Source organism: Paenibacillus sp. FSL H7-0331 (assembly GCF_001956045.1).
Genome location: NZ_MRTH01000038.1, coordinates 44,107 through 70,118 on the forward strand (window position 1 = coordinate 44,107; position 26,012 = coordinate 70,118).

The 26,012-nt window shown below is 45.9% G+C and carries 26 protein-coding genes and 1 other annotated feature; of the genes, 13 read left to right on the plus strand and 13 right to left on the minus strand.

The genetic code is table 11. From position 1 onward, the window contains the following. The first annotated feature begins 100 nt into the window (after positions 1-100). Positions 101-451, plus strand: coding sequence for a winged helix-turn-helix transcriptional regulator (locus BK127_RS33810; RefSeq protein ID WP_076236541.1), 351 nt, complete (start codon positions 101-103; stop codon positions 449-451). Positions 452-574: 123 nt separating this feature from the next. On the opposite strand, the gene BK127_RS33815 is transcribed toward BK127_RS33810, so the two are convergent. Together BK127_RS33815 and BK127_RS33820 are read right to left on the minus strand one after the other, a co-directional pair. Beyond that, positions 575-925: a VOC family protein gene (locus BK127_RS33815; protein ID WP_076236543.1), complete on the minus strand. Its 351-nt coding sequence runs from the start codon at positions 923-925 to the stop codon at positions 575-577. 177 nt (positions 926-1,102) lie between these two features. Continuing rightward, on the minus strand, positions 1,103-3,283 hold the full coding sequence (locus BK127_RS33820; RefSeq protein ID WP_076236546.1) for a malate synthase G: 2,181 nt from the start codon (positions 3,281-3,283) through the stop codon (positions 1,103-1,105). Between the two features lie 204 nt (positions 3,284-3,487). On the opposite strand from BK127_RS33820, the gene BK127_RS33825 reads away from it, so the two are divergent. Continuing rightward, complete coding sequence (locus BK127_RS33825) at positions 3,488-4,453, plus strand: DMT family transporter (protein WP_179097700.1); 966 nt, start codon at positions 3,488-3,490, stop codon at positions 4,451-4,453. A 111-nt stretch (positions 4,454-4,564) separates the two neighbouring features. Here the strand turns inward: BK127_RS33825 and BK127_RS33830 are convergent, their stop codons facing one another. From BK127_RS33830 to BK127_RS33840, 3 genes are all read right to left on the minus strand, one after another. Continuing rightward, positions 4,565-5,416 (minus strand): CAP domain-containing protein, encoded by an 852-nt coding sequence (locus tag BK127_RS33830; RefSeq protein ID WP_256711566.1) that lies wholly within the window; start codon positions 5,414-5,416, stop codon positions 4,565-4,567. A 138-nt stretch (positions 5,417-5,554) separates the two neighbouring features. Continuing rightward, complete coding sequence (locus BK127_RS33835) at positions 5,555-5,737, minus strand: hypothetical protein (protein ID WP_076236551.1); 183 nt, start codon at positions 5,735-5,737, stop codon at positions 5,555-5,557. Positions 5,738-5,868: 131 nt separating this feature from the next. Further along, complete coding sequence (locus BK127_RS33840) at positions 5,869-7,101, minus strand: aminopeptidase (RefSeq protein WP_076236553.1); 1,233 nt, start codon at positions 7,099-7,101, stop codon at positions 5,869-5,871. A 144-nt stretch (positions 7,102-7,245) separates the two neighbouring features. Here BK127_RS33840 and BK127_RS33845 point away from each other — a divergent pair, with 144 nt between their 5' ends. After that, a complete protein-coding gene (locus BK127_RS33845; protein WP_256711567.1) occupies positions 7,246-8,859 on the plus strand; it encodes a transposase in 1,614 nt (537 codons plus the stop codon). Between the two features lie 262 nt (positions 8,860-9,121). Here BK127_RS33845 and BK127_RS33850 read toward each other — a convergent pair whose 3' ends face one another. Both BK127_RS33850 and BK127_RS33855 read right to left on the minus strand, forming a co-directional pair. After that, positions 9,122-9,619 carry a DinB family protein gene (locus BK127_RS33850; protein ID WP_076236556.1) on the minus strand — a complete coding sequence of 166 codons (498 nt, stop codon included), beginning with the start codon at positions 9,617-9,619 and terminating at the stop codon, positions 9,122-9,124. Between the two features lie 216 nt (positions 9,620-9,835). Then, positions 9,836-10,378, minus strand: a complete 543-nt coding sequence (locus tag BK127_RS33855; RefSeq protein ID WP_076236558.1) for a DUF302 domain-containing protein — start codon at positions 10,376-10,378, stop codon at positions 9,836-9,838. Positions 10,379-10,720: 342 nt separating this feature from the next. On the opposite strand from BK127_RS33855, the gene BK127_RS33860 reads away from it, so the two are divergent. The 3 genes from BK127_RS33860 to BK127_RS44125 all read left to right on the plus strand — a co-directional run bounded on the left by BK127_RS33860 (position 10,721) and on the right by BK127_RS44125 (position 12,196). Next, positions 10,721-10,975, plus strand: a complete 255-nt coding sequence (locus BK127_RS33860) for a hypothetical protein (protein ID WP_256711568.1) — start codon at positions 10,721-10,723, stop codon at positions 10,973-10,975. A gap of 208 nt (positions 10,976-11,183) precedes the next feature. Continuing rightward, a complete protein-coding gene (locus BK127_RS33865; protein ID WP_076236560.1) occupies positions 11,184-12,056 on the plus strand; it encodes a DMT family transporter in 873 nt (290 codons plus the stop codon). Further along, positions 12,053-12,196, plus strand: a complete 144-nt coding sequence (locus BK127_RS44125) for a hypothetical protein (protein WP_179097701.1) — start codon at positions 12,053-12,055, stop codon at positions 12,194-12,196. The genes BK127_RS33865 and BK127_RS44125 overlap by 4 nt, the downstream gene beginning before the upstream one ends. A gap of 80 nt (positions 12,197-12,276) precedes the next feature. On the opposite strand, the gene BK127_RS33870 is transcribed toward BK127_RS44125, so the two are convergent. The 3 genes from BK127_RS33870 to BK127_RS33880 form a co-directional block, all read right to left on the minus strand. Next, on the minus strand, positions 12,277-14,391 hold the full coding sequence (locus BK127_RS33870; RefSeq protein WP_076236562.1) for an ABC transporter ATP-binding protein: 2,115 nt from the start codon (positions 14,389-14,391) through the stop codon (positions 12,277-12,279). After that, positions 14,388-16,199, minus strand: a complete 1,812-nt coding sequence (locus BK127_RS33875; RefSeq protein ID WP_076236564.1) for an ABC transporter ATP-binding protein — start codon at positions 16,197-16,199, stop codon at positions 14,388-14,390. The genes BK127_RS33870 and BK127_RS33875 overlap by 4 nt, the downstream gene beginning before the upstream one ends. A gap of 121 nt (positions 16,200-16,320) precedes the next feature. Further along, positions 16,321-16,650 carry a hypothetical protein gene (locus tag BK127_RS33880; RefSeq protein ID WP_076236567.1) on the minus strand — a complete coding sequence of 110 codons (330 nt, stop codon included), beginning with the start codon at positions 16,648-16,650 and terminating at the stop codon, positions 16,321-16,323. Between the two features lie 107 nt (positions 16,651-16,757). On the opposite strand from BK127_RS33880, the gene BK127_RS33885 reads away from it, so the two are divergent. After that, on the plus strand, positions 16,758-17,738 hold the full coding sequence (locus BK127_RS33885) for a metal-dependent hydrolase (protein WP_076236569.1): 981 nt from the start codon (positions 16,758-16,760) through the stop codon (positions 17,736-17,738). Between the two features lie 158 nt (positions 17,739-17,896). Here the strand turns inward: BK127_RS33885 and BK127_RS33890 are convergent, their stop codons facing one another. Beyond that, complete coding sequence (locus BK127_RS33890; protein WP_076236572.1) at positions 17,897-18,127, minus strand: alpha/beta-type small acid-soluble spore protein; 231 nt, start codon at positions 18,125-18,127, stop codon at positions 17,897-17,899. Positions 18,128-18,233: 106 nt separating this feature from the next. On the opposite strand from BK127_RS33890, the gene BK127_RS33895 reads away from it, so the two are divergent. After that, a complete protein-coding gene (locus tag BK127_RS33895) occupies positions 18,234-18,461 on the plus strand; it encodes a hypothetical protein (RefSeq protein WP_256711569.1) in 228 nt (75 codons plus the stop codon). A 61-nt stretch (positions 18,462-18,522) separates the two neighbouring features. Here BK127_RS33895 and trpS read toward each other — a convergent pair whose 3' ends face one another. Beyond that, positions 18,523-19,506 carry a tryptophan--tRNA ligase gene (trpS, locus tag BK127_RS33900; protein WP_076236577.1) on the minus strand — a complete coding sequence of 328 codons (984 nt, stop codon included), beginning with the start codon at positions 19,504-19,506 and terminating at the stop codon, positions 18,523-18,525. Between the two features lie 65 nt (positions 19,507-19,571). After that, positions 19,572-19,842, minus strand: a binding site (T-box leader). A gap of 198 nt (positions 19,843-20,040) precedes the next feature. Between trpS and BK127_RS33905 the strand changes: the two genes are divergently transcribed. The 5 genes from BK127_RS33905 to BK127_RS33925 all read left to right on the plus strand — a co-directional run bounded on the left by BK127_RS33905 (position 20,041) and on the right by BK127_RS33925 (position 25,234). Continuing rightward, positions 20,041-21,216 (plus strand): permease, encoded by a 1,176-nt coding sequence (locus BK127_RS33905; protein ID WP_256711570.1) that lies wholly within the window; start codon positions 20,041-20,043, stop codon positions 21,214-21,216. 12 nt (positions 21,217-21,228) lie between these two features. Then, positions 21,229-22,242: a TIGR03943 family putative permease subunit gene (locus tag BK127_RS33910; RefSeq protein WP_076236579.1), complete on the plus strand. Its 1,014-nt coding sequence runs from the start codon at positions 21,229-21,231 to the stop codon at positions 22,240-22,242. Positions 22,243-22,370: 128 nt separating this feature from the next. After that, positions 22,371-23,324 carry an aldose 1-epimerase gene (locus BK127_RS33915; protein ID WP_076236580.1) on the plus strand — a complete coding sequence of 318 codons (954 nt, stop codon included), beginning with the start codon at positions 22,371-22,373 and terminating at the stop codon, positions 23,322-23,324. Positions 23,325-23,508: 184 nt separating this feature from the next. Then, a complete protein-coding gene (locus BK127_RS33920; RefSeq protein WP_076236582.1) occupies positions 23,509-24,264 on the plus strand; it encodes an IclR family transcriptional regulator in 756 nt (251 codons plus the stop codon). Between the two features lie 196 nt (positions 24,265-24,460). Next, positions 24,461-25,234: a fumarylacetoacetate hydrolase family protein gene (locus BK127_RS33925; RefSeq protein ID WP_076236584.1), complete on the plus strand. Its 774-nt coding sequence runs from the start codon at positions 24,461-24,463 to the stop codon at positions 25,232-25,234. A gap of 121 nt (positions 25,235-25,355) precedes the next feature. On the opposite strand, the gene BK127_RS33930 is transcribed toward BK127_RS33925, so the two are convergent. Beyond that, positions 25,356-25,907 (minus strand): DUF420 domain-containing protein, encoded by a 552-nt coding sequence (locus tag BK127_RS33930; protein ID WP_076236586.1) that lies wholly within the window; start codon positions 25,905-25,907, stop codon positions 25,356-25,358. Positions 25,908-26,012 lie beyond the last annotated feature (105 nt).

A 26,012-nucleotide genomic window follows, 5' to 3' on the forward strand; every position in this document is an offset into this window, starting at 1 on the left:
ATAACTTTTTAATGTCAAGTTTAATATTTACTTTTTGTAACTTAATAATAAATAGTATATAATAAAAGAAAATCTACAACAATGCGAGGTGATCATACCTATGAATACGCCTGTGATTCCATTTTCATTATGTCCGAGAGTCGAAAAAGGAATGCAGCTGTTAAGCAAACGCTGGTCAATCCTCATTATTTATCAGTTGATGAGCGGCACCCAGCGCTTTCACTCACTAGAGACTGCGCTTCCTGTTAGCGGTAGACTGCTGTCAGAACGTCTTAAAGAATTAGAGCAGGAGGGGATCGTCCTGAGAGAAGTGTTTCCGGAAACCCCTGTACGCATCCAATATTCATTAACCGACAAAGGACATGCTTTAGCCCCGTTGATCAAAGAAATCGAAATATGGTCGGAGAACTGGATACAAGTTGAAGCTGATGATAAGACAGAGCTTGAATAATGCAAAAAAGAACCTTCAGGCCCACTATTGTGGCAAGCTGAAGGTTCCTTTTATCTAATTCATGCTTATCTATGTTGTTCAGCCTTTGGTAGCTCCCGCTGCGATGCCTCAATGTCAGTCCGATTATACATGAGCCAGAATGTTAATCAGCCTGCCAAATGGATCGCGAACGTAGAAACGCCGAACGCCCCATGGCTCATCAATCGGCCCATATTGTATGGGGAAACCAGCCTTCTTCATGCGTTCAAGCGCATCATCGACATCATCAACCTCAATCGACAGGTCAGGTGTAGGCGTGCCGCTGCCCCCCTGTGAAGCGAAGCTAATTTGAATGCTCATCTCCTCATCAGAGCCGTAGGTTCCAATCCAGCCATGATCCATCAATAGCTCAAGGCCGAGCACGTCCTGGTAAAAGGATTTAGCCGCGGTAATATCCTGCGTTTCTATATTGGCGACGATTCGCTTGACCTTCATTTTTCCAGCCTCCAATTATTAACTTTTTCATTCGATATAGTTAACATTCGGTATATAACAAATATTTCCTCTTCATATCTACTAATCCATCTCACTTTTTTTGTGCATCCTTCTGTTTTGCAGCTTTTCAGACAGAAAAAAACCGCCGTTCGTCACGGCGGCCTGCAATCAAGTAACTCAGGCTTTCAAAGCTGCACTGGATTTGTATTCAATCCGACGACGATGCAAGATCGGCTCTGTATAGCCATTCGGCTGATGATATCCCTCAAATACGAGCTCACATGCGGCCTGAAAGGAAATCGACCGATCGAAATCCGCGGCCATCGGACGATAAACCGGATCGGCAGCATTTTGCCCATCAACTACAGCAGCCATCCGCTTCAGCGTTTCCTGAACCTGCTCCTTCGTACAAATACCATGGTGCAGCCAATTGGCGATGTGCTGGCTGGAAATACGCAGCGTAGCGCGATCTTCCATCAGACCTATATTGTTAATATCCGGTACCTTGGAGCAGCCGATTCCCTGTTCGACCCAGCGAACCACGTAGCCCAATATCCCTTGAGCGTTATTATCCAACTCCTGTTGAATCTGTTCAGCGCTCCATTGTGGGTTCTTTTCCAGTGGAATGTGCAAAATATCGTCGCGCAAATCGCTGATCGATAGCTTGAGGTGATCCTGAACCTGCTGCACATCGACCTGATGGTAATGCAGTGCATGGAGTGCAGCTGCTGTCGGTGAAGGAACCCATGCCGTATTGGCACCTGCTTGTGGATGCCCGATCTTTTGCTTTAGCATATCGCTCATCAAATCCGGCATCGCCCACATCCCTTTACCAATCTGGGCGCGACCCTGAAGACCGCAATCCAAACCGACATTGACGTTCGATTTCTCGTAGCTTTGCAGCCAACGGGAAGTTTTCATTTCGCTTTTACGGATCATGGGGCCAGCTTCCATGGAAGTATGCATCTCATCACCTGTACGGTCAAGGAAACCGGTATTGATGAAGACGATCCGTTCCTTGACTTCACGAATGCAGTTTTTCAGATTCAATGAAGTGCGGCGTTCTTCGTCCATCACCCCTATTTTAAGCGTGTTCCGTTTCAAACCGAGCATATCCTCGACACGATCAAACAATTCATTGGCAAAAGCCGCTTCCGCCGAACCATGCATTTTGGGCTTCACGATATAGACGGATCCCTTCGCAGAATTCTGGTAAGGACCGTTCCCTAGTAACGTATGCTTGGCAATCAAGCTGGTCATCACCGCATCCATAATGCCTTCGGGAATCTCCTGACCGTCTTGATCAAGAATGGCATTGATCGTCATCAAGTGTCCCACATTCCGAACAAATAACAGGGAACGACCACGCAGGCTGATCGCTTCACCAGTTGGTGATATATAGCTCCGGTCCGGGTTCATCGACCGTGTCACCGTGCTGCTGCCTTTGGCAAAAATCGCCTGCAGATCGCCCTTCATCAGTCCCAGCCAGCTGCTGTATACAAGTACCTTATCCTCAGCATCGACCGCAGTTACCGAATCCTCACAGTCCATGATCGTTGTTAGCGCAGCTTCCATTACGATATCCTTCACGCCTGCGCCATCCGTCCGGCCAATGGCATGAGTACGATCAATCTGAATTTCAAAATGCAGTCCATTATTGCGAAGCAGCACTGCAGAAGGACTTGCTGATTGTCCTTGGTAGCCTGTAAATTGGGCAGCCTTGTGCAGTCCCGTTACCGTTCCATCCTTAAGTGATACCGATAATTGGCCATCTACAACTGTGTAAGCAACCGCATCCTGATGAGAGCCTTCGCTGAGCGGTGCCGACTGATCGAGAAAATTTTTGGCAAAAGCAATAACTTTATCTCCACGTACCGGATTATAGGCAGCCTGACGTTCAGCTCCGCCCTCATCACTGATCGCATCTGTTCCATAAAGTGCATCATACAAGCTGCCCCAGCGAGCGTTCGCCGCATTCAGCGCATAACGGGCATTATTGACAGGCACAACCAGCTGAGGTCCGGCCTGTACGGCAATTTCATCATCGACATTTTCGGTTGTGACTTTGAAATCTGCTGCTATCGGCTCCAAATACCCGATTTCCTGCAAATAAGCCTTATAGGCATCAAAATCAAAGTTGTTCTTATTATTTTTGTGCCAAACATTCAACAGCTGCTGAATCTCATCCCGTCTGACCAAAAGAGCCTTGTTCTTGGGAGCCAATTCATGGACTAATGTATCCAGCTCAGACCAAAAAAACGCACCATCCACACCCGTCCCGGGAAGCGCTTGCGAATTGATAAAATCATAAAGTACCGTAGCAACCTGAAGCTTTCCAACTTGAGTATAGTCTGCCATTGTTATTCCTCCTAAGGGCTTATTTGTAGATAAGCGAGTATTATTAGTTCATTATAATGAACTATGTTCATGAATATTATAAACTCATTGTAGCACCAAATCACTTCAATGGTCAATTTAAAAGTATCTGATTCTCTTCAACCTACGGTACTCAACATTATGTTACAATCAGAGAACATGAATTTTTATGGTTGGGGGATTTGTATGGGAGAGTTACTTGCGATCGGCGCGCTGCTGCTCTTTTCTTTGAATGTGATTATTACTAAGGTCGCCAGCGGCAGACTTGATTTAAATACCGGCTTTTTGATTTCCATTTCGATGAATGTGCTGTTTGCAGGTCTGATTTTTCTTGGGCAGTGGATGTATAATGGCTATTCGATGGAGTTTCACGGATGGGGCTTTTTCATGTTCATGTTATCCGGCTTATTTGCCTCCTACCTCGGCCGTTACCTGTACTTCGATTCGATTGCCAAATTGGGACCAGCCAAAGCCAGCACGTTTATGATCAGCAATCCGCTGTTCACCGTCATCATTTCCTGGCTGTTTCTGCATGAACAACTGCATGCTTTGGAGCTGGCCGCGATGTTCGTCGTAATGTTGGGGTTATTTATCGTAAGCTTTAAGCCTACCCAAGCAGGACGGGCTGTTAAAGCAACAGCAGCAGGATCAGATAGTACATCAGGAAACTCTAATCAACATGCAGGCCAATCTGCCAAAAAGCGTTGGAGCGGACTTATTCAGCCCGGTGTTTGGTTAGCCTTGATGGGCTCGATTTCGTACGCGCTGGGCAACATTACTAGAGGAACGGCCATTCACGATTGGAATGAGCCTGTATTGGGAGGTTTTGTGGGAGCCTTAACTGGGCTGCTGCTGCAGGTTCTGCTGAACAAAACAACAAGGACTTTTCTATCCGACCTTCGTGCCGCCGACAGAAAAGGTGTATGGTTATACGCTATAAGCGGGATATTGACGATAACGGCTCAGATCGGGCACATGGCGGCTATGCATTACATTCCGATTTCGGTCGCTACTTTGATCACCAACTCCCAGCCGCTGCTGGTCATACCACTCAGTTATTTTCTGCTCAAAAACCAAGAGGGCATTAATCTGTGTACGATAGTGGGGAGCTTGCTCGTGCTGCTCGGGATTTCAGCGATTATTTTGAATTAAAGTGCGATACTACTATATTCTCTGGATATGTCAATAGTCTTCACCCAGGAAAACACACAAAAAACCGCCTTTTAGCGGCTTTTATGTCTGTCTGTCATGTGTGAACTTCATCTATGAAATAAATTCCTGAACCCATTCACCATTGTAATAACCAACACCAATTTTGGTATACGTGTTGTTTAAGATATTGGCTCGATGTCCCGGACTGTTCATCCACTCATTCATAACTTGCTCGGGGCTGGTTTGGCCCTTGGCGATATTTTCACCTGCAGTATTGTAAGAGATCTGGAATTTATCCATCATCTGAAACGGCGATCCGTATGTTGGAGAATTATGATCGAAGTAATTATTGTTGTACATATCTTGTGCTTTGGCGAGAGCCATTTGAGACAGCTTGTCATCCATCATAAGTGCACCGAGCCCCGCATCTGTTCTTTGTTTGTTAACTAGCTGCAATACTTGCTGCTCATAAGGGCTTGATGTGGAGGTTTTATCTGCTGGATTTGCTCCAGGATTTGTGATTGGGTTCGTTCCCGGGTTTGTCGTTGGACTTGCTCCCGGGTTCGTTACCGGATTTGTTCCTGGGTATGTCGTTGGGCTTGCTCCTGGGTTCATTATTGGGCTAGTCCCCGGATTTGTCGTTGGGCTAGTACCTGGATTCATCACTGGGTTCGTTCCCGGGTTTGTTGTTGGGCTTGTACCTGGATTCGTTATCGGGTTTGTTCCTGTTCCTGGTACTTGTCCGCCTGCAAGCCATTGGGGAAGTGTAAATGGGTCCTGTTTCACGGTAATCGTGGATTGTTGAGCTCCTGGTGTAGATACGGATGATGCCTGGGTAACAACAGATCCTTCTAATGTTTTCTGAGCAGCATTAGGTGCAGCCTGCTGCATACGTGTCATATTGTCATTCTTCGTGCAGCCTGCTGCCAGTAAAATAGTGGCTATCATGAATAAAGTTTTCATCCTAGTACCCTCCAAATGTTTTTGTTATTGTGGTAACGGTGACAGCATGCAAGTCACTCGTTACCCGCTTAACATACCCATTGGAACGTCGCATTAATGCTGGTAAATCCTAATCAATCACAACCAAGTCAAGCCGCTCTAGATATCATTTAAATTTAACGGTTCGTCTTCTTTTCCTTCATTAAGATCATCCTTCATTAAATTGATGGAAGTAGTGCTCTTTGCATTTTCCAAGGTGTCATTCACAAAAGCCATATCCTGATTTTCCGCTTGGGTGTTCGTAGTGCCTACGTAGTTATTTTTATGCTTCTTATTTTCCATTTTCAAATTCTCCTTATAAAGTGATTGTAAGTCTTAATGATAGGATGCCCAATTTATCGACCAACATTAAAAAAAGCACAACCTTTATGGCTGTGCTGGTATAAACAAGGAATTTATCTTCTTCGTGTGTATCAGAATGCCCAGTTCCCCTTGTGAAATACAAGCTCTCTATTGCCTTCATCAGTTACACCGTAAATGTCCATCTCTGCTGAACCAATCATAAAGTCCACATGGGTAATGCTCGTGTTAAGCCCTTGGGCTTTCAGCTCATCCTGCGACATCTTTTTGCCGTCTTTGAGACAAAAAGCATAAGCGCTGCCAATTGCCAAGTGATTTGAGGCATTTTCGTCAAAAAGTGTATTGTAATAAAGGATATTCGACTCCGAGATGGGAGAAGCATGAGGAACCAGCGCAACCTCACCCAAATAATGCGATCCTTCATCCATATTAATCAAGTCCTTCAATGTGGCTTCACCCTGAGCAGCGGTACAATCGATAATACGCCCATTCTCAAAAGTAAGTGTAAACCCGTCAATGAGTTGACCGCCATAGCTCAAAGGCTTTGTGCTGGACACTTTGCCGTTAACTCCGCCAGCGAAAGGTGCAGTAAACACTTCTTCCGTTGGCATGTTGGCGACAAATGCATTCCCGTGCTCGTCGATGCTGTCAGCAGCAACCCAGATATGACCCTCAGGCAGTTCAATGGTCAGATCCGTTCCCGGGGCCAGATAGTGCAGTTTTTTGTATTTCTTGGCATTGAGATAGTCCGATTTCTGGTTCAATCTACTTACATGCTCTTCCCACGCTTTAACGGGGTTCTCCTGATCAACGCGTACGGTTTTGAAAATCGCTTCCCATAGCTTAGCTACCTGCTCTTCCTCTGGCAGCCCAGGAAATACCTTAGCCGCCCAGTTTTTCGAAGGAGCCGCAACTACACACCAGCTGAATTTATCTGATTGCAGGTACTGCCGATACTTCGCCATCGCTTTACCGTATGTTTTTTGATGATTGACAATTCGTTCCTGGGACACACCTTTGAGCAGGTCAGGGTCTGACGATACGACACTGATCACCGCGGCACCTTTCTCAACAAGCTCCAGCATTTCTCCGGCGTACCATTTGGGTTCTTCCAAAAACGACTCATCTGCCGCCAAATCGTATCGCAGACGAGATACTGTATCGTCGGTCCAATTGACCTTGACCAAATAGGCCCCTGCTTCATAAGCCTTTTTCGCGATAATTCGAATCAACTCGGCCGCCTCAATCGTACCGTTGATAACGAGCGTTTGTCCCTTTTGAATGTTAACACCAATCTTGACGACGAGCTCGGCATAGCTGCTTAACTGTTGTTGGAATTCCAGCATTGTGTATCCCTCCTATGAATTCAATAGCCTCTCGGCATTCGCCGAGGTAGATGGGACAAGGCTTTTCCTGACCCATTAAAACTACTTTCCTCCTACTTTCGTTGGGGGATTTTTTTATTTCAACCGCAATCGGAACTGGGAAAAATGGTTGAAATTACCGCCGTTTGTTTGTCTAAAACACTTGACATTTCTAAAATTGCCCCAAAATCGTGTGGGAAGGGTATCGATTTTCCCTTACTACTCGTGATTGAGGTGTTCTTATTGAAACCTGTTTTCGTTGCCCATGCTGACTACCAACGTTTTGTTCTTGATCAACTTCGCCAGCATTATACCCATGGTTTAGCCGTACTCGTACCCAGGGATTGGCCTATTATTTGGAAATGCCTTATTTCGGACCTCTCCTATACGGCTGCTTTTCTTCGCGACTCTTACGCAGACAAAGGTCCGGCGCCACGAGACCCAGCTTCCATGCTTCGTTCGTACTTGCTCTTCCTTCTTGTTCGGCCTGAGATCGGCATCACCGCTTGGGTCGATGAGATGTACCGCGTTCCGCTTTACTCGATCTTAAGTGGCTTCGAACCCGGTGATATTCCAGGCGTCGGTACGTTCTACGATTTCCTCGCTCGATTCTGGGCTTCCGAAGTGAAGAACCTCAAACCCAAAAACAAACCTAAAAAGCGTAAGCCAAAGCGCGGAAAAAAAGGTGAGAAAGCTCCTACAATTTCAGTTGGCAAGGTCAAGCGCCTGGTCGATTATTTGCTTCGCTCAGGAGCTAAGTTACAAAAACAGCCTTTCGATCGCCTGCTGGAATTCTTTCATTCCCAAATCGTTTCCGTTTCGGCGAAACTCGGTCTGCTGGGGGATAGGGACGCTTTGACACTAGCCGGTGATGGCACACCGCTCGTCACCTCAAGTTATCCCCGCAGCAAGCCGACTTGTGATTGCAGTGCCCAAGGCCTTGCGAACTGCCCACACCGCCGCCTGTATTCCCAGCCAGACTGCGACTCCGGTTGGGACAGCGCACGGGAGAAGTACTTCAATGGTTACCACTTGTACATGCTCTCTGCGGCAAACAGCCAGCATGACTTGCCTTTATATCCACGACTCCAGCCTGCTTCCCGGCATGACGCTGTGAGTGTGGTCGTCAGCTCCATCGAATTTACGCAACGTTTCACCTTAGGCACAGTCGATAAGATCTTACTCGATGCCGCGCATGACGCTGAGGCCATCTATGAATGGTTGGAACACCAACACATGGAGCCCTTCATTGATCTCAACAACCGGAAAAAGAAGAACACGGATACCGATTCTGACATGCAGATTTCACCAACGGGTGTGCCGATTTGCCCCATCGGCAAAGAGATGAAACCCAATGGCTATGACAATACCCAGAACCGACAGAAATGGCGCTGTCCGCTAGCTTGCGGATCGAAGAACTCGTGCCCCACTCCTTGTTCCACCGCTAAATACGGCCGGACTTACCATACCTTCAAAGCGGATAACCTTCGTCTGTTTCCGAAGACAAACAGGCAGTCCGAAGCTTGGAAAGAGATCTACAAACGCCGCACCTCGGTCGAGCGCTCCAACAAACGGGAAAAGATTGATTACAAGCTCGAAGCCGGACGTCATCGTTCCACGAAGATGTGGTACATCCGGATCTACGGCATCATGATGTGCCAACACATCGATGCTTGGTATGCCCACCAGCAAAAGGAGCTTGAACGGCTACAGCCGCAACTGCTGAAAAACGCTTCCTAGCTTATTGCCCTTTTTGAAAAAATGCCATCCGTTGGCTTGTTTGCCGTACCCATTTTTGAAAGTGGATTTCACATCCAGATTTACCTGCCTACTTTTCATCTTTTGAGCCTCATTTTAGCTCAGATCGCCCCCATAACTCCGAGAGTCTATTTCATGGTTTCTCTCACCATTTTAATGTAAAAAAACAGAAAAGCAAAAGCTCCGTTCTTTTTAGCAAAAAAGACACCTCCATTGTAATAAATGAATGTGTCTTAAATTTAGTTCATTGGGCTTCCTCGTCGGCCGTGGGACCGTAGATACCCGGCACCGGAATATCGAGAAGCCGCAAGTATACCCCGAGCTGCGCCCGGTGGTGGATCATGTGGCTTAACCCGAAGGTGCGCAACGCCATCGCCCTCGGCTCGCGGAGGATGATATGGTCGCCGTGGCGCAGCGTCCATTCCTCGCCGAGCGTTTTCTCGTCGCATTCGGCGAGCAGCTCTTCAAACTTGCCAACGTTCGCGTCGAACTCCTCCAGAACCTCAGCGCGTTTTACTAAAGGCTCCCGCCGTAGCGGCACAGTCGAAAGATCGAACTCCGTGTACTGAAAAATCGCGATTTGCCAGTTCAGCAGGTTGATCAGATGCGTGGCCAGCCCGCCAAGCGTCATCGATTTCTCGTGCGGCTTCCACGACATATGCTCCTCGGGCAAGCGTTCCAGAATGCGGCGCGTAGTGGCCAGTTCATGCGTTGCGTCGCCGACGATCAGTTGTTTGACCATAAATTACCATCCTTTTTTATAGTTTATCATACTATAAATTCCAGTCGAGAGGAAAGCTCTCAGGTTAACCGACTATGATATTACGCTATCCTGCCCGAGAGCTGAATAACAGCATGCCTTCTCATTCCAGCATAACCCATTTTTTCCTTCTATACAATTCGGTTGGAGATGGGACTATGTTCTTGACATTCCAATTCTAGCAAAGCTATTGCTTTTTTATAGTGTTTGATTCTGACATTTCCTTAAAATACACTGAACGACACCATTCATTCGATGGTCGAGCAAAGAACCGTACGGGTACAACGCCGACTGATTCAACGTCGCTAAAAAAGACGATGGTCGCTCGTAACTAATTATGGCCCCAGCTGGATTACCGTTATCATAAAGACAAACCCGGAACGGCACAAACAAACTGGCTCTTATATCAATCGTGAGGATCGGTTCGGCGACGACTCCATTACCGACGATATACAGAACGCATTTTTTTATACCGTTATGAAGCGAAACCAGCCGGCCTTGATCGATTTTGGAGAAGATCATTAACCCGTGGGAGCCAGCCATTTGATCGAATGCTTGCTGTACCTTATCCCAGGAAGCATGCTCTTTAACGAGCGCGGTTTCGGCGTCCCTATCCCAATGCCCCATTTTCCGCTCGAACGCAGTCACAAGCGCCTCATAGCTCAACCCCGTAGGTATATCTTCGCGGACGGTCGTAAGCCACGAAACCATTTTGTAAGGAATAAAAGGACCGTTTGCCATTATATCGGAATCCTCCCCTGTTAATCATTTCTTACCAACATTGTATTCCTTTGCATTATCTGCAAGAACGATGTAGGGGCAAGAGGCAACCGCCTTTATTTTGTGATCGGATTCTTTTCGTTTGCAGCCAATGCGGCTTAATTTTGCGGGAATATGCCAACGAACCGGGTAAGTTAAAGTAGAACTTGAGCTGAAAGTACCTCGTACGAAAACGATTCAACTAACAGAGAAAACGAGTAGCAGGAAGCGGTGGAACAGATGAATAAGCGGCAACGATTAAAATAGATACCTTCCATCTGGATTATTGCTAAAAAAAAGCACTCCAGCGGTTCGTATTATAGCTTGTATGCAATAGCTTGGAAGCGTCGTAGACGATTAAGCTGGGAGGGCTGGGAGCCGCTTGAGGATTTGCTGCAATTTCGTATTCCCTTAAAGCGAAAAGCCGGAGCTCGAAAATCCTCATCTCAGCCTTGCGCCAAGGTTGCAAAAAAGGCACGGTTTCTTCATTTGAATGAAGCGCAGCATGCTGAGCTGAAGCAGACATTTTCCAAAAAACGCTGGAGATCTTTTATGATCGCATATGAGCACAAAACGTAGGTAGTAAGCCTAAAATTCTTGTTACGACGAATACCCTAAGCAACAAAATTCGTGTAAAATAAAATTATTCTTTTGAAAGTGAGCTGAAAACTGATGATGTGGTCACCACTATTTGAAAATGATGTGCCTGTAGCTATTCTCCCTTAACGGTAGAAAAACTACATCTCCGTTAAGGACAGGAATTGTCTAGAACAACGGAGGGTACAAAATGAAAAACACCTTATTAGGTTCTTTGTATTTATCACTCGCTGCAAGTATTTGGGGCGGGATGTATGTTGTGGTAAAACATGTGGTAGACTTTGTGCCACCACTTGAATTAGTATGGATTCGCTATGTAATTGCGATTTTTGCATTGCTAATTATTGGTGTTGTAACCAAACAATCATGGCGTATTGAAAAACGAGACTTTCTATTAATTTTCATGATTGGACTTATTGGAAATACAATTTCTATCATAACTCAAGAAGTGGGTACGATGCTTTCTACTGCACAAATGGGTGCTATTATTACTTCAACGACACCTGCATTCATAGTACTATTTGCGCGTATTATTTTAAAAGTAAAAATTACTTTTAAAAAAGCAATATCTATTATATTAGCAACAATCGGTGTCGCCACTATTGTCGGAAATGCCGATATTGATCCATCTCTTCAGCTGGGTGGTGTATCACTGCTTATTGCAGCACTTACTTGGGCGCTTATGTCTGTTCTTATTAAATGGATACCCAGCCAATATTCACAAATTGTCGTAACGTTCTATACTACGGTTGTAGCAATTGTTTTACTTACACCTTTTACAATTAGCCGATTACCTGAGCTTGATGTTCAAGCCATGATGCATCCATCTATTTGGGGCGGTCTTTTGTACTTGGGAATTGTTTCGACAGCATGTGCCTTTTTACTGTGGAATCGTGGACTGAGAATGGTTAACGCTTCAAGTGGCGGATTATTTTTCTTTTTCCAACCTATAGTCGGTACTTTTTTAGGGTGGTTATTATTAGGTGAACAAATTGGCTTGTCCTTTTGGATAGGTACTATATTAATTTTTATTGGTGTACTATTAGTCATTCGAGAACAATGATCAAAACTTTGCTATTCAAGGTCTATTATAACGGTGAGTTGATGAAGCTGTACAAAAGCAGTGTAGACGGTGAGGATTATGCCAAAACCTTTACCGGACATTTTGAGGATATTCCGTCAACACCGAAGGTAACGAATTAGGTAACAAATCCAATCCTTTCCATGAGTGAAAATGACAAAGGAGCTGCCGCGGCAGCTCCTTTGTGCATACTTATTATCTGTTACCTCGCAGTCAGCAAAGGTTTTTGCTCTTTAAATTGCAGCTCATACAATCGGTGATAGTAGCCGCGCTGCGCCAATAATTGATAATGATTGCCGATTTCCCTTAGCTTGCCCTTATGCATAACGATAATTTGATCTGCATGCTGAATCGTGGACAACCGGTGGGCAACAATGACGGTCGTACGACCAGCGGATATATTATGCAGCGCATTCTGCACGACCAGTTCTGTCTCGGTATCGATATTGGAGGTTGCCTCATCCAGGATCAAAATTTGCGGTTTGAAGGCAATAGCCCGAGCGAATGATAACAGCTGCCGCTGTCCGAGCGATAGATTGATACCTCGTTCACCCAGTATCGTCTCATAGCCATTCGGCAAGGTTTGAATGTAATCATCCATATGAACCATCTTCGCTGCCTGGACAACCTGCTCTTGCGTAATGCTCGTATTGTTCAGACGAATATTCGATGAGATATCGCCAGTGAACAGGAATACATCCTGCTGAACAATACTGATACAGTGACGGAGCTCATCCAACGGAATGTCGCGTATGTCGATACCGTCCAGACGAATGCTGCCCTTTTGAATATCGTAGAAGCGATTGATAAGCTGGATAATTGAGCTTTTGCCAGCACCTGTTGCACCTACGAAGGCAATTGTTTGTCCAGGATGGATCGTGAAGCTGACATCCTTCAATACCCAATCCTCATTATTGTAAGCAAACCACACATGCTCGAACGTAATTTCACCGCGAACCGCTGCAGGCAGACTGGTTGTCTGTACAGCATCGACGATGGATGGTTTCTCGTCCAGCATCTCGAAGATCCGCTCCGCACCTACCATAGCGGTCTGGATTTGGTTATATTTCTCGGCAAGACTTAACAAGGGCTGAAAGAACTGTCGAACATAGTGCGTAAAGGCGTACACGATACCAAACGTTATACTGCCGTCAATCACACTGCCGCCTCCATACCAGAGGAGCAAGGCGATCGATAAATTCCCCATAAACCCAATGGTCGGCTGAAATATCGAGTTAATTACCGTTCCACGCATCCCTGCACGATAGTAATCGTTATTATGTTTATCGAATTGTTCACCCTGCCGTTCCTCACGGATGAACAGTTGGGTTATACGAATACCGGACAGGTTCTCAGCCAAAAATGAATTCAGTCTGGACAAAATAACTCGGCTTGTTCGCTGCGCTTCCCGCATCATTCGGCGGAACCAGAAGGTCATTACAGCCAGCACCGGAATGACTGCAAAGGAAAGCAGCGCCAGCTTCATACTCATTTGCATCATGATCAGGACAATGCCCAGCAGTGTAATAACATCTTTAATCAGGTTTACGATAACCTGAGAGTATAACTGGTTTAATGCCTCTGTATCCTGAGTGACCCTGACTACAAGCCGGCCCACCGGATTTCTGTCAAAATAGGACATCGACATCCGGCTCAGATGCTTGAACAGCATGTCGCGGATATTAAAAATAATTCGCTGACCCGTATACTGCAGCAGGTTGCTTTGCAAATAACTGAGTAGGGCAGCAGCGGTTACCGTGAGTAAAAACAAAACTCCAATTTTGGCAAAGCCGATATAATCCTGCTTACGAAACAAGCCCATCATAGTTTCGTCTAGCGGTACAGCTTCGTAGATCTGATTTTCAGCAGAAATTCTTACCTTACCGGTCCCATCATCAGGCAGCAGCTTGACTTCACTCTCCTGAGTGGTTTTCCAGCCCTCTATCATATAATCCTTGTTGTCCACACTTACAATCTGAGCCTTCACTGCGCCCTGAGGAAATTTTCCCGCTTCGACATCCGAAGGTTCAATTCTTACATAATCGCGTCCATTCCATGTCGTGACCGGATCGAATACTTGCAGCTGCTGTCCCTGCGCGCTTTCCATGGATAACATCGGCTTATTTAATCCATTAATATGTCCATCAATCGCTATTTTCATCAAGTAAGGTCTTGCCAAATCGGAAACGACGATCAAAAAGGCCAGCACGATACAGAATACAATCATTTTCCAATAAGGCTTGGCGTAAGACATCAGTCTGGAAAAGAGCTGGCTGTCCTTCATGTGCTTGAGATCTTGTTCTGTGTGGATATTCATAGGCTGGCCCCTTCCTGAAGCACGGCAGCTTGCAGCCGTTCCATATCCTGTCCATCCTGGCGCTCTGCTTCCTGGTCGAGCTGCTGCTTATGATGTAAATCCGCATATAACCCATTGCGACGAAGCAGCTGTTCATGAGTACCGCGCTCTATAATTTTCCCTTCGTCCATGACGACAATCTGATCGGCTCCCTGAACCGATGAAATTCGGTGCCCGATAATGATCGTTGTCCGTTTGTTCATCACCGATTTCAAGCCTTCCAGTATCAAATCCTCCGTGATCGTATCGACGGCCGACAAGCTGTCATCGAAGATGAGAATTGACGGTTTTTTAATAATCGCTCTAGCAATACTCACCCGTTGACGCTGTCCTCCTGATAATGATACGCCACGCTCCCCGAGAGTCGTTTCGAACTGATCCGGAAATTCCACAATATTTTCATACACCTGGGCCACCTTGGATGCTTCCACAACCTGCTCGTCCGTATATGGATTCGGGTCAAAACCAATATTATCGCGAATGGTCGAGGAGAACAGAAATTGATCCTGCGGTACGATACCTATCTGTCCGCGAAGCGTGGTTAACGGGATTTCGTGAATATCATGACCGTCTATGAATAAGGTTCCCACTGGCGGATTATGCAATCTGACCAATAAATTGGTTAGTGTGCTTTTACCGCTGCCCACCCGACCTACGATAGCGAGGCTGCTGCCCTTTGGCACCTTCAAGGATATATTTTTCAGCATGGGCCGATCCTCTTCCTCGGGATAAGCAAAGGTCAAATCACGAAACTCAATTTCGCCCTCGATATGCTGGATATCCTGATTAGCGACCATATCATCAATAACCTGCGGCTGTGTATTAAAAATCTCCATGATGCGTACTTCCGACGCTTTTCCGCGCTGCATCAGGTTCACGACCTTGCCCAAATTCTCAATCGGACCCATCAACAGAGACAGATAGGTGTTAAAAGCAACGAATTGACCGAGTGTTATTACATGATTGAGCACCATCACCCCACCCATGACGACCGATACCAAAAAGCTGAATCCGACAATGCCCGTACTTAAGGAGCCAAATAATGAGTTGGTCCGAACAAAAATCCGGTTCATTTTGACAGCGTGTTCATTGTCTTTTTCGAACAGCTTCTGCTCCTCTTTTTCTTGGACATAAGCCTTTACGACCCGAATACCCGCCGTAAACTCCTGGACGCGGCTTGTTAAATCGGAGATCGCACTTTGCATGTCAGCCGATTGCTTTTGAATGCGGCCATTAAAGCGATAAGCCAGAATACTAAGCAGCGGCAAGGGAAGCATGGTTACCAGTGTCAGCCAAGGATTGACTGTCGTTACCATCGCAACAACCGAGACGGCAATCAGCAGAATGGCTTCCATAATATTAAAGTATCCTTGCATCGTTACCTCGCGAATAACGCCGACATCACTGATCGCATGTGACATCAGATCACCGATCCGTTGATTATTGAAATACTGGGCCGACAGCTTTTCCCAATGCTTGAACAAATCGCCGCGAACACGTGTCTCCAGCATTCTCGATAAACGAAATAGATAAATACGGCTGGTGGAGCGAAAGAAGGCAATCCCAAGTCCAATCACGACCATCCAGACAGCAAATTGAATCGTTTCCTGAACATTCAGAAGCGAGCTCTGCAGCTTATCGGTAAATTGCCCCAAAAGCACAGGTATCAATAATTGCAGTAAACTTGAAATGGACAATAATGCAAATCCGATCAGGTAGGACCATCGATAATTCTTAATATGATTCCAAAAAATTGTTGTTCTCTCCATCTGTATCCCCCCGCGTGTTCCCACTATTATCAGCTACTTTAACCGATCCATTAATTAACTATAGTAAGATTACCGCGATTAATATAAAGTTACCATGGATTTATTGATCTCATATTATGGACTATCTAACTTTTTCAAAATGCCAAATATTTATTTTGGAAACGCCGCCTTGAATCCAAGTATCCAAGCAGTGCCATTCAATCGTGCGATAACGAACTGTAGCCTCATTCTCCATATCTGCCGATTGATTCGTGCCACTCTTTCTCATCTGCTTCATATGTAAGAACGTTTCACGTGTCCAGCCACTCCAAACCTCAATAAACAAGCCAGGCTGATCTACGCCTTCGAGCAGTTCCAGCTCTGGGCACTTGTCACTGACAATTTGAATCCACTGTGAATAAACTGACCTGTGTTGGGGTAATATTTGATATTCAACAAAAACTTTGGACATTTTTTCACCTACCAAGCTTTATTTTAAATCAAAAAATGATACACTAAAATGAAACCATTGCTTACGAAGTCAGTTTTGCATACGCAAAACTTTTAGGAGGAAACCCCATGGATAGTGGAACACATCTAGTAATTGGATTCGGGTTGGCCGGACTGGCTTATATTGATCCTGTTGTAGCGGCAAATCCTGTGCTTTCCACAGCCATACTCATCGGGACTGTTGTCGGGTCGCAAGCACCCGATATGGACACGCTCTTGCGTTTCAAGAGCAATGCCGCTTATATCAAAAATCACCGCGGACGCTCACACTCCATCCCTGCTGTGCTCATTTGGACGGCTCTTATTACGCTCGTATTAATGCTTTTGTTCGACGGCTTGCCTTTGGCTCATGTTGCCCTGTGGGTATTCATCGCGGTCGCCTTCCATGTGTTTACAGATTTATTCAATACATATGGAACTCAGGCATTCAGGCCATTTACGGAAAAGTGGATTGCCTGGAACATTATCCATATTTTTGATCCGTTTATTTTCGTCTCTCATATCGTAGCGATTTTATTATGGGCTGTCCATCTGGCTGCACCTGAGATTATTTTCCCTATTTTATATGCGTGCCTGGCAGTGTATTATATATGGAGATCATGGTGGCATCATAGGCTGGAATCCAATCTGTATCACAAGGACCCCGATTATCATCCTGGTGATCGTTATATCTTGATTCCAACCTTTAACCTGAACTTTTGGCAAATTGTCAAAACAAAGAGTGATGGACGTTTTGCACTTGGTGAATACAAAAACAACCAGATCAAATGGATTGATGAAGTGTCCTGCACCTCACACCCTGCTGTTGAGGCATCCAGGCAGCACAGTGACATTGCCGCATTCCTGTACTTCACTTCGTTCGCCTGCTCGGATTTACGCAGTCATGACTGGGGCTATGAGGTACGATGGGCCGATGTGCGCTATCGTCACCGCAAGCAGTACCCTTTCGTCGCAGTATTGCTGCTGGATAATGAATTGAACCCGATTGATTCTTATGTAGGCTGGGTCAATGACACACGTCTGGAGAAAAAGCTGAGGGTCAACACCTGATAGCTGATTTACAGCAATGATTGTCACCTGGACATGATGACTTCCGGGCTGCTGCGGCAGCCCTTTCGTTATGATGATGGCCGATCTCAATTGGCTTATGAAACGATTAAAAAGCCCAAGGATACAAGATCCTTGAGCTTCTATTGAAATTCGATGCCCTATGAGCGAGATTGTCCGCCTGCCAAAGATTGCTCTGCAATTTGTACCAGACGACGAGTAATATGGCCACCAATTGCGCCTGTATCACGAGTTGCCATGTAACCGTAATAGCCATCCTGAGGAATTTGGATACCCAATTCTTGGGCAACCTCATACTTTAATTGCTCTAGTGCAGAAGATGCCTGCGGTACCACCAATACATTACTGTTACGGGATTGTCCTTGTGCCATGATAATCAGCACTCCTCTCAAATCTGAATGAATAGCTTTGATGTATTTGCAAGCTTGCAAACTTATTATGTGACATCTGATAAAAAGTATACGCACCTGCTGAAAAATGTTTTTTAGATTTTCAAATATTCGTAAAAGAGGCGGAATTCCAACAATGAACAAAGGTTTGGCACTCGTTTTTGCCGTCATCGGCACCCTGCTACTAACCGCAATCAGCTACGCCATGAGTATAGGTAACGGCTGGCTTGTGGGGCTGTTCTCGATTCTCTCGATCGGCTTTATCGGCTTCGGCTTTGTTGTGAAAGCCAAATTAAGAAAACGCAATGGCGGCTGAGGATTCAGCACCATTGCGTTTTTTTTTGAGCTTGCTATGAATAATACATTTGTACAATTTTTTAAAGTACAAGAAAACCCATTCTTTCTTTGGCGATCCGCAAGTTTTTCTCAGCCTGCTCTGTGGCTCTCTCTGCGCCTTGCCGCAAGATGTCATATAGCTCGCCGGATTCACGAATCTCACGGTAACGCTGCTGCAGAGGCTCCAGCAAAGCAACTACACGCTCAGCCAGCTCCTTTTTGAATGGACCATAGCCTTGGCCCTCGTACAAGGCTTCAATCTCAGCAATACTCATATCTGAGCAATTCGCATAGATACTAATTAAATTACTGACCTCTGGCTTCGCCTGCGGATCAAATTTCACTTCACGGCCGGAGTCGGTAACCGCACGGCTTATTTTTTTGCGTATCACATCAGGCGAATCCAACAACGTAATAAAGCTGCCCGCATTCGTACTGCTTTTACTCATCTTTTTGGAAGCATCGTCCAATGACATGATACGTGCCCCAACCTGCGGAATATACGGCTCAGGAATCGTGAAGGTGTCGCCATACCGTTGATTAAAGCGCTGAGCCAGATCACGCGTCAGCTCCAAATGCTGCTTTTGATCATCGCCGACAGGTACCAGATCCGCGTTGTATAACAATATATCAGCTGCCATTAACGAAGGATACGTAAACAAACCGGCTCCTACGGAATCCTTGCCTTCCGATTTGTCCTTGAATTGCGTCATTCGTTCCAGCTCGCCCATATATGTTAAGGTGGTGAACAACCAGCCCAGCTCAGCGTGCTGTCTGACGTGTGACTGCATGAATACCGTGGCCTTAGCCGGATCAATACCCGCCGCGATATACAATGCCGTTACCGATTCACTTTGCTCTTTTAAGGCTGCCGGCTCCTGAGGTACCGTAATCGCATGGAGATCCACTACCATAAAGTAACAATCGTGCGTGTGCTGCAGAGTCACATAATTTTTCAAAGCCCCGATATAATTACCCAATGTCAATTGACCGCTGGGCTGCATACCCGATAATACACGTTTCATTTGATTTCCCCCTCATTTGATCTTTCCATGCCACATTTGTTCCAGAAACGCAAAAAAGCCCCATTGTCAGGGACGGATAACCGTGGTGCCACCCTATTTCGCTGATAACCGACCCATAGGTCGCGTACGTCATCAAGCCTTTATCTTCTGTAACGGGAAGTGCCCGGACCAGCGTTGGACTCCGAATGGCACACCCGCATCACACAGGTCTTCCTTCAAGTCGTTCAGCCGTCAGCTCAAGGATCCATTCAACGCAAGCTGTCTACCGGTTCACAGCAGCCACCGGCTTTCTGAAAGACATCACTGTCGTTTACTTGTTCCTGTCAATGCCTGTACCCTCATTTGCTAACCATCAGGTATGCTTTGAAATGAGACAACATACTTTTGTACAGTATAAGATTTCAATATAGGAATGTCAACAAGCCAACTATTTACCGTAATATGAAGATTTTTTTGTGCGCGGCATGTCCTATATACTCAATTTGCTTCATAAGTTATAATAATAATTACGATTTAGAAAGGGAGATATGTCCATTGCAAACGCCATTACTTCGATGGAGCACGAATGTGCTCACGCTCATTTGCCTGGTTATGCTGTTTCTCATTTTCACACAAAAACAAACGCCAGATCTCTCCTTCCTGGACAGCACAACCGTGCAAAGCTTTAAAACGATATTTTTAAGTATTATTCTGGAGGCCTTTCCTTTTGTTCTGCTGGGGGTGCTCGTTTCCGGATTACTCCAAATGTTTGTCACCGAGCAGACGATTCGCCGTTTAATTCCCAAAAATCCGGTGCTTGGAATTTTGTTCGCCTGCCTGGTCGGTATTATTTTTCCATTATGTGAATGCGGTATGATTCCAGTTATTCGGCGTTTAATGAGAAAAGGTATGCCTGTCTATGTAGCCATCGTCTTTATATTGGTGGGTCCGATTATTAATCCGGTCGTCTATGCTTCCACCTATATGGCCTTTCGCAGCCGCCCGGAAATCGCATATTCCCGGATGGCACTGGCCTTTATTGTAGCGCTCGTTATCGGCTTGATCATTTACAAGTTTTTCAAAAGCAATCCGCTGCGCGACCTGACCTATCTAAGGACTTCAACTGATGTGCATCAGCATGATCACCATGAGCATCATACTGTACATAAGCACGATCACGAACACGATCACCAGCACAGCCATCACCATGATGATCATAAACATCAACATCATAACCACGGCCCAGGCAGTCATGCGCATAAGCACGATCACCCCCATAATCATGACCATGATCACGCTCATCCTGTTCCAACCACGATTGTCGGCCGTATTTTTGGTGTATTGGGTCATGCATCCGATGAGTTTTTCGATATGGGTAAATACTTGTTATTCGGTGCCATCATTACGGCTGTTATTCAGACACTCGTGAACAGGGACAGCCTTGTTTCCATAGGTCAAGGAGAATTTACATCCCATCTGTTCATGATGGCGCTTGGTTTCGTGCTCTCGCTATGCTCCACATCCGATGCCTTTGTCGCCTCATCGTTCACAACGACCTTTTCTACAGGCTCCTTATTAACGTTTCTCGTCTTTGGACCTATGCTGGATATTAAAAGTTTGTTAATGCTGTTATCTGCGTTCCGTACCCGTTTTGTATTGGCTTTATCTGCGCTGATTATCGTTGTTGTCCTTGTATGCTCGCTTATTTTCGAAAAAATCGTATTTGCTTAGGAGTGTGCTGACGTGAGTACAAAATGGTTAAGCCTGCATCATTTTATTAAAGCTTCGATTCTATTCGGGTTTGCGATGTATATCGCCTATCTAGTCAAAACCGACAATATTTTATATTACATCGCCCCCCGCATGGTGGACTATGTAAAGTGGTCAGCCGTTGGCTTCTATGCGATTGCTGTTTATCAAATTTACCAAGCGATTCGGGCCTTCACCGGCTCTGTCGCTGCATGCGATTGCGATCATGATCATACCCCGTCGCCCTCGGTATTAAAAAATACCTTGATCTACGGTTTGTTTTGCTTCCCTCTGCTGCTTGGCTTCCTGCTTCCGGACGCTTCTATGGGCAGCAGCCTTGCAGCTAAAAAAGGGATGAATCTGAGCAGCGCGACAGCGGTCAAGAAAGATACATCGTCCACCCAGGCTGCACCACCTGCAGCTGCCCCGGCACCTGCTCCAAGCAGTACCACAGGAACTGGGACTGGCAGTGGGACTAACACTCCCAACACAACTGGCAATACAAGTGCCTCTGGCTCCTCAGCAACAAGTCCTAAAGCGGGCGCTGCACCGGTCGATAAGCAGGATGAAATGTTTCCATCCGATAAATTCACCAAGCATTACGCTGCCTATGCCAAGGAGCTGTATCAGGAAAGTGTGATTCCTGTAAAAGAAGATTTGTATATGGAAACACTGACCACCGTGGATCTGTATCTTGACAAATTTGTCGGCAAAAAGATGCAGCTCACCGGCTTCGTATATCGTCAGGATGATATGAAGGCCAGTCAATTCGTCGTCGGACGTTTTGCCATTCAGTGCTGCTCCGCTGATGCTGCTCCTTATGGCGTTCTCGTTGATTACGAGCGTGCCCAGCAATTCCCGAGCGATTCATGGGTAACCGTAACAGGCACGATTCAGCAAACCAAGTTCAATGATATGGACATTATGCTTTTGAAGGTCGAGAAAATCACCAAAGCAGAGCCTGCAAAGGCACAGTACGTGTATCCGAATTTTGATTTCGGGGTTTAAATACAGGGTGCAAGCTTCTTTATCCTCGCCGTCGCACTTTATGCTACAATATAGCTGCAATAGGTCTCAATAGGGTGACCTCATCATCTAATAGCCATCACATTTATCCCAAATAAGGAGCTGATCCCATGATTAAGCAAATCGACTGGCAGGGTACGCCTGCCCATGTACTGGAAAATGAGTTTCTGATCGTCTCCATCTGCCCTGGAATTGGCAACAATGTATACAGCATCTGGGACAAGAAACTTCAGCGGGAAATGCTGCGCACCCCTGAGGGTCCTGCAGCCTTGTCCGAGCAGTTCGTGCAATTTGGAACACCGATCCTGATGCCACCTAACCGTATCGACAAAGGGCAGTTTACTTTCGAAGGCCGCAGCTACCAATTTGATATCACCCAGCCAGCTACCGGCAATCATATTCACGGACTGGTCCGCCAGCAGCCTTGGGTCGTAACGCAAGCAGGAGAAAAGGAAAACGGGCAATTGTTCATCACCTCTACTTTAAATCTGGCTGAGGATGAACATGTGCAGCGCCAATACCCGCATGCCTTGGAGCTGGAAATTACTTATGTACTGGATGGCAGCAAGCTTACCCAAACGCTGAAGGCTACGAATAAAGGAACGGATTCGGCTCCATTTGGCTACGGTTTACATACCTGGTTTCTACTCGATGGTAAACCGGAAAGCTGGAAGCTTCAGCTGCCTGTAAAAGGCATCTGGGAGCTGAATGAAGTGAATATCCCGGTTGGCCATATAGCCCCGCTCGGTCGCTACGAAGCACTTATTGAGGGAGATTCACTGAAAGGCCACAATATGGATACCGTTTTTCAGATTGGCAGCAATCCGTGCACGGCTATTTTATCCAATAATCAGGTAGAGATTCGTTACAGCGGCTCTGATTTGTTCAAGCAGTGGGTGATCTTCACCAAAGGTGAAGCCCATGATTTTATTTGTCTGGAGCCTTACACATGGGTCACCAATGCACCCAATATCGATCAGCCTGCCGAAGTGACGGGTCTACAGGGCATCAAGCCCGGAGATACGCTGCAATTGGAAGTCACCCTGGAAATTAATCACCTCTAGAACAGCAACGATTCCAACCTCCTGAAGCTGCACGGCAGCTCAGGAGGTTTTTTGCCTCATATTTGCTCGATAAATAGGAAGAAGCTGGATTGACTCCTTCATACCCCGATGCTAAGATAGCCTCATGCTTATGTAGCCTAATGAACTTATTTCCATATACGATATACGCAGGAGTGGAGTAATTATGGACAAAAAATACTGGGTGCCCGCTCTTGAAAAAGCGCATGCCGTCATCCGCCTTGTTGCCGAGGAGCCCTCAAGGCTCAAACTGACCGAGCTATGCAAACGATTGGAAATCAGCAAAAGCTCGATGTTCTCTTTGCTGCAAACGATGGAAGCCTTGCAATGGATTACTCGTGATCGTTCAGATGCCTACACACTGGGCATGCATTTTGGCCGGATGGGTCATGCATTTTTCAGTCAGTATGATTTAATTGATGCCTTTCGGGCAGAGGCGCCTGCCTTTATGCAAGAAATTAATGAATCGATTCAACTGGCCAACAGGGATGGCAGCGAGATCGTGTATCTCGCCAAGGAAGCAGCCCCTTCACTCGTTCAAATGGTTTCGGGTCCGGGGACCCGATTGCCAGCTCATGCCACCGGACTTGGCAAGATGCTGCTGTCAGGTCTGGAGGATTCAGAGCTGCAGCTGTTGTATACCGAAGAGAATTTATCCAGTCTGACCCCTTTTACACTTCGCACCAAACGTGAGCTGCTTGAACAATTGGACATCATTCGCAAGCAAGGGTATGCAATCGATCTGCAGGAAGGCGTGATGGGCTTCAATTGTCTTGCAGCGCCGATCTATCACAGCGGCGGTCACATGGTTGCCGCAGTCAGCTTCTCGATGCCTCTGCACCATTGGGAGGAAAAACGTGAGAAAGCGTTAAGCGGAGTGCTTGCATTGGCTGACAAGCTGTCCTTCAGCTCCCCCGTTTAAATTGCCTGACTGAAACCGCGCCCTCTATTCCTTATTGGAATGGAGGCTTTTTTGCGTACTTGAAGTCACGTATGTATTTACACATTGACCGATTTTTTATGAGGTGATACAATTAATTTATTATTAATGAACTAAGTTCATTATATTGAACTTAATAATTTTAATCATTTTATAACCGGATAAGGAGTCAATTCCCATGAAATTTGCACGCTTTGCCTTAAAAGCAGACGGTTCGATTAAGCAAGCTGTTCTAAGAGAACAGACCCTTTATGTGATTGAAGGGGATATTTTTGGACTTTGGAAATACAAGGGCTCCTCTTACGATCTAAACGAGGTTACGCTGCTTGCTCCCCTTGAACCGCATTCCATTATCGGAGTAGGCAAAAATTACATCGCCGCTGGAGAAACCAAACCCGAGCAGCTGCCAAAGGTCCCTGTTTTTTTCTATAAGCCTGTTACCTCTGTCATTGGTCCTGAAGCGGATATTGTCATTCCGTCGGGCGTCAGCGAAGTCAAATTTGAATCCGAGCTTGTAGTCGTTATCGGTAAACAAGCCCGTAACATTCAGGAGCAGGAAGCACTGGATTACGTGTTTGGTTATACAATTGCCAATGATGTGACTGCACCACAGTTTAACCATCCTGACGGTCATTGGACAGTCAGCAAATCATTCGATACGTTCACACCGCTCGGACCTTATTTGGAAACCGAGCTGGATCTGCAGCAGATCCGAGTTCAAGCTCAGCATAATGGAACACGTAAGCAGGACAGCGAGCTGGAATTGATGATTTTATCCATTCCGTTTTTGATTTCTTATTTATCTCGCGTACTAACTTTACAGCCGGGCGACGTCATTTTATCCGGTTCTCCTGCAGGAGCTGAATTCATGGCGGCTGGTGAGCTGATTGAATGCCAGATCGATGGAATCGGTATTTTAAGAAATTCAACGGTAGCACCACCACAGTCCTAATTGAAACATGCGATTAGTGACAGAACCAACAAAAAAGCCGCCCGGATTGCCGGACGGCTTTTTGTGCTTACAATCATCAGGCAGGCCGTCGGGAACACAAGTTTCGCCAAGCCTGTCCTCTTTAATAATAAGGGGAAATCAGCAAGTACACGATAACGCCTGTCAGACTCACATATAACCAGATCGGCATGGTCCAACGGGCAATTTTGCGGTGACGTTCAATCTGCATATTTAATCCGCGTGTTACTGATAATAGCGCCAGCGGCACATTCACAATCGCCAGAGTTACATGTGTGATCAGAATGAAGAAGTACACATACCGCATGACTTCACTTCCACCAAACCGGGCTGGCTCGGTCAGAAAATGATAAGTAACATACGAGATCAAAAAAAGCGTTGTCGATCCAAAGGCTGCCATAATAAAGCTTTTATGCAGCGGAATGTTTCTTTTTTTGATGGCCACCAAAGCCAACACCAAAACAATAAAAGTAAAGCAATTGAAGATGGCATTCAATAAGGGAAAAATCGTAACATCAAAATCGAGATGCCCGTCATACCCCGGCAAGAAAAACAATAAAGCTATAATCGACACCAGAACAAACGAAAAAATCAGAATAAACGATGTATAGTTTCGCTCTTTTACGAGCTTGTTGCGATTGTATTGCTCGCTCATTGATGACCCTCCACAGCAGCTATATTTTGGATGAAAAAAATGTATCCAACGCGGTCTAGCTATACCATAAAGGATACAGGAGTCGACAACAAGTAGCTAAGGTTC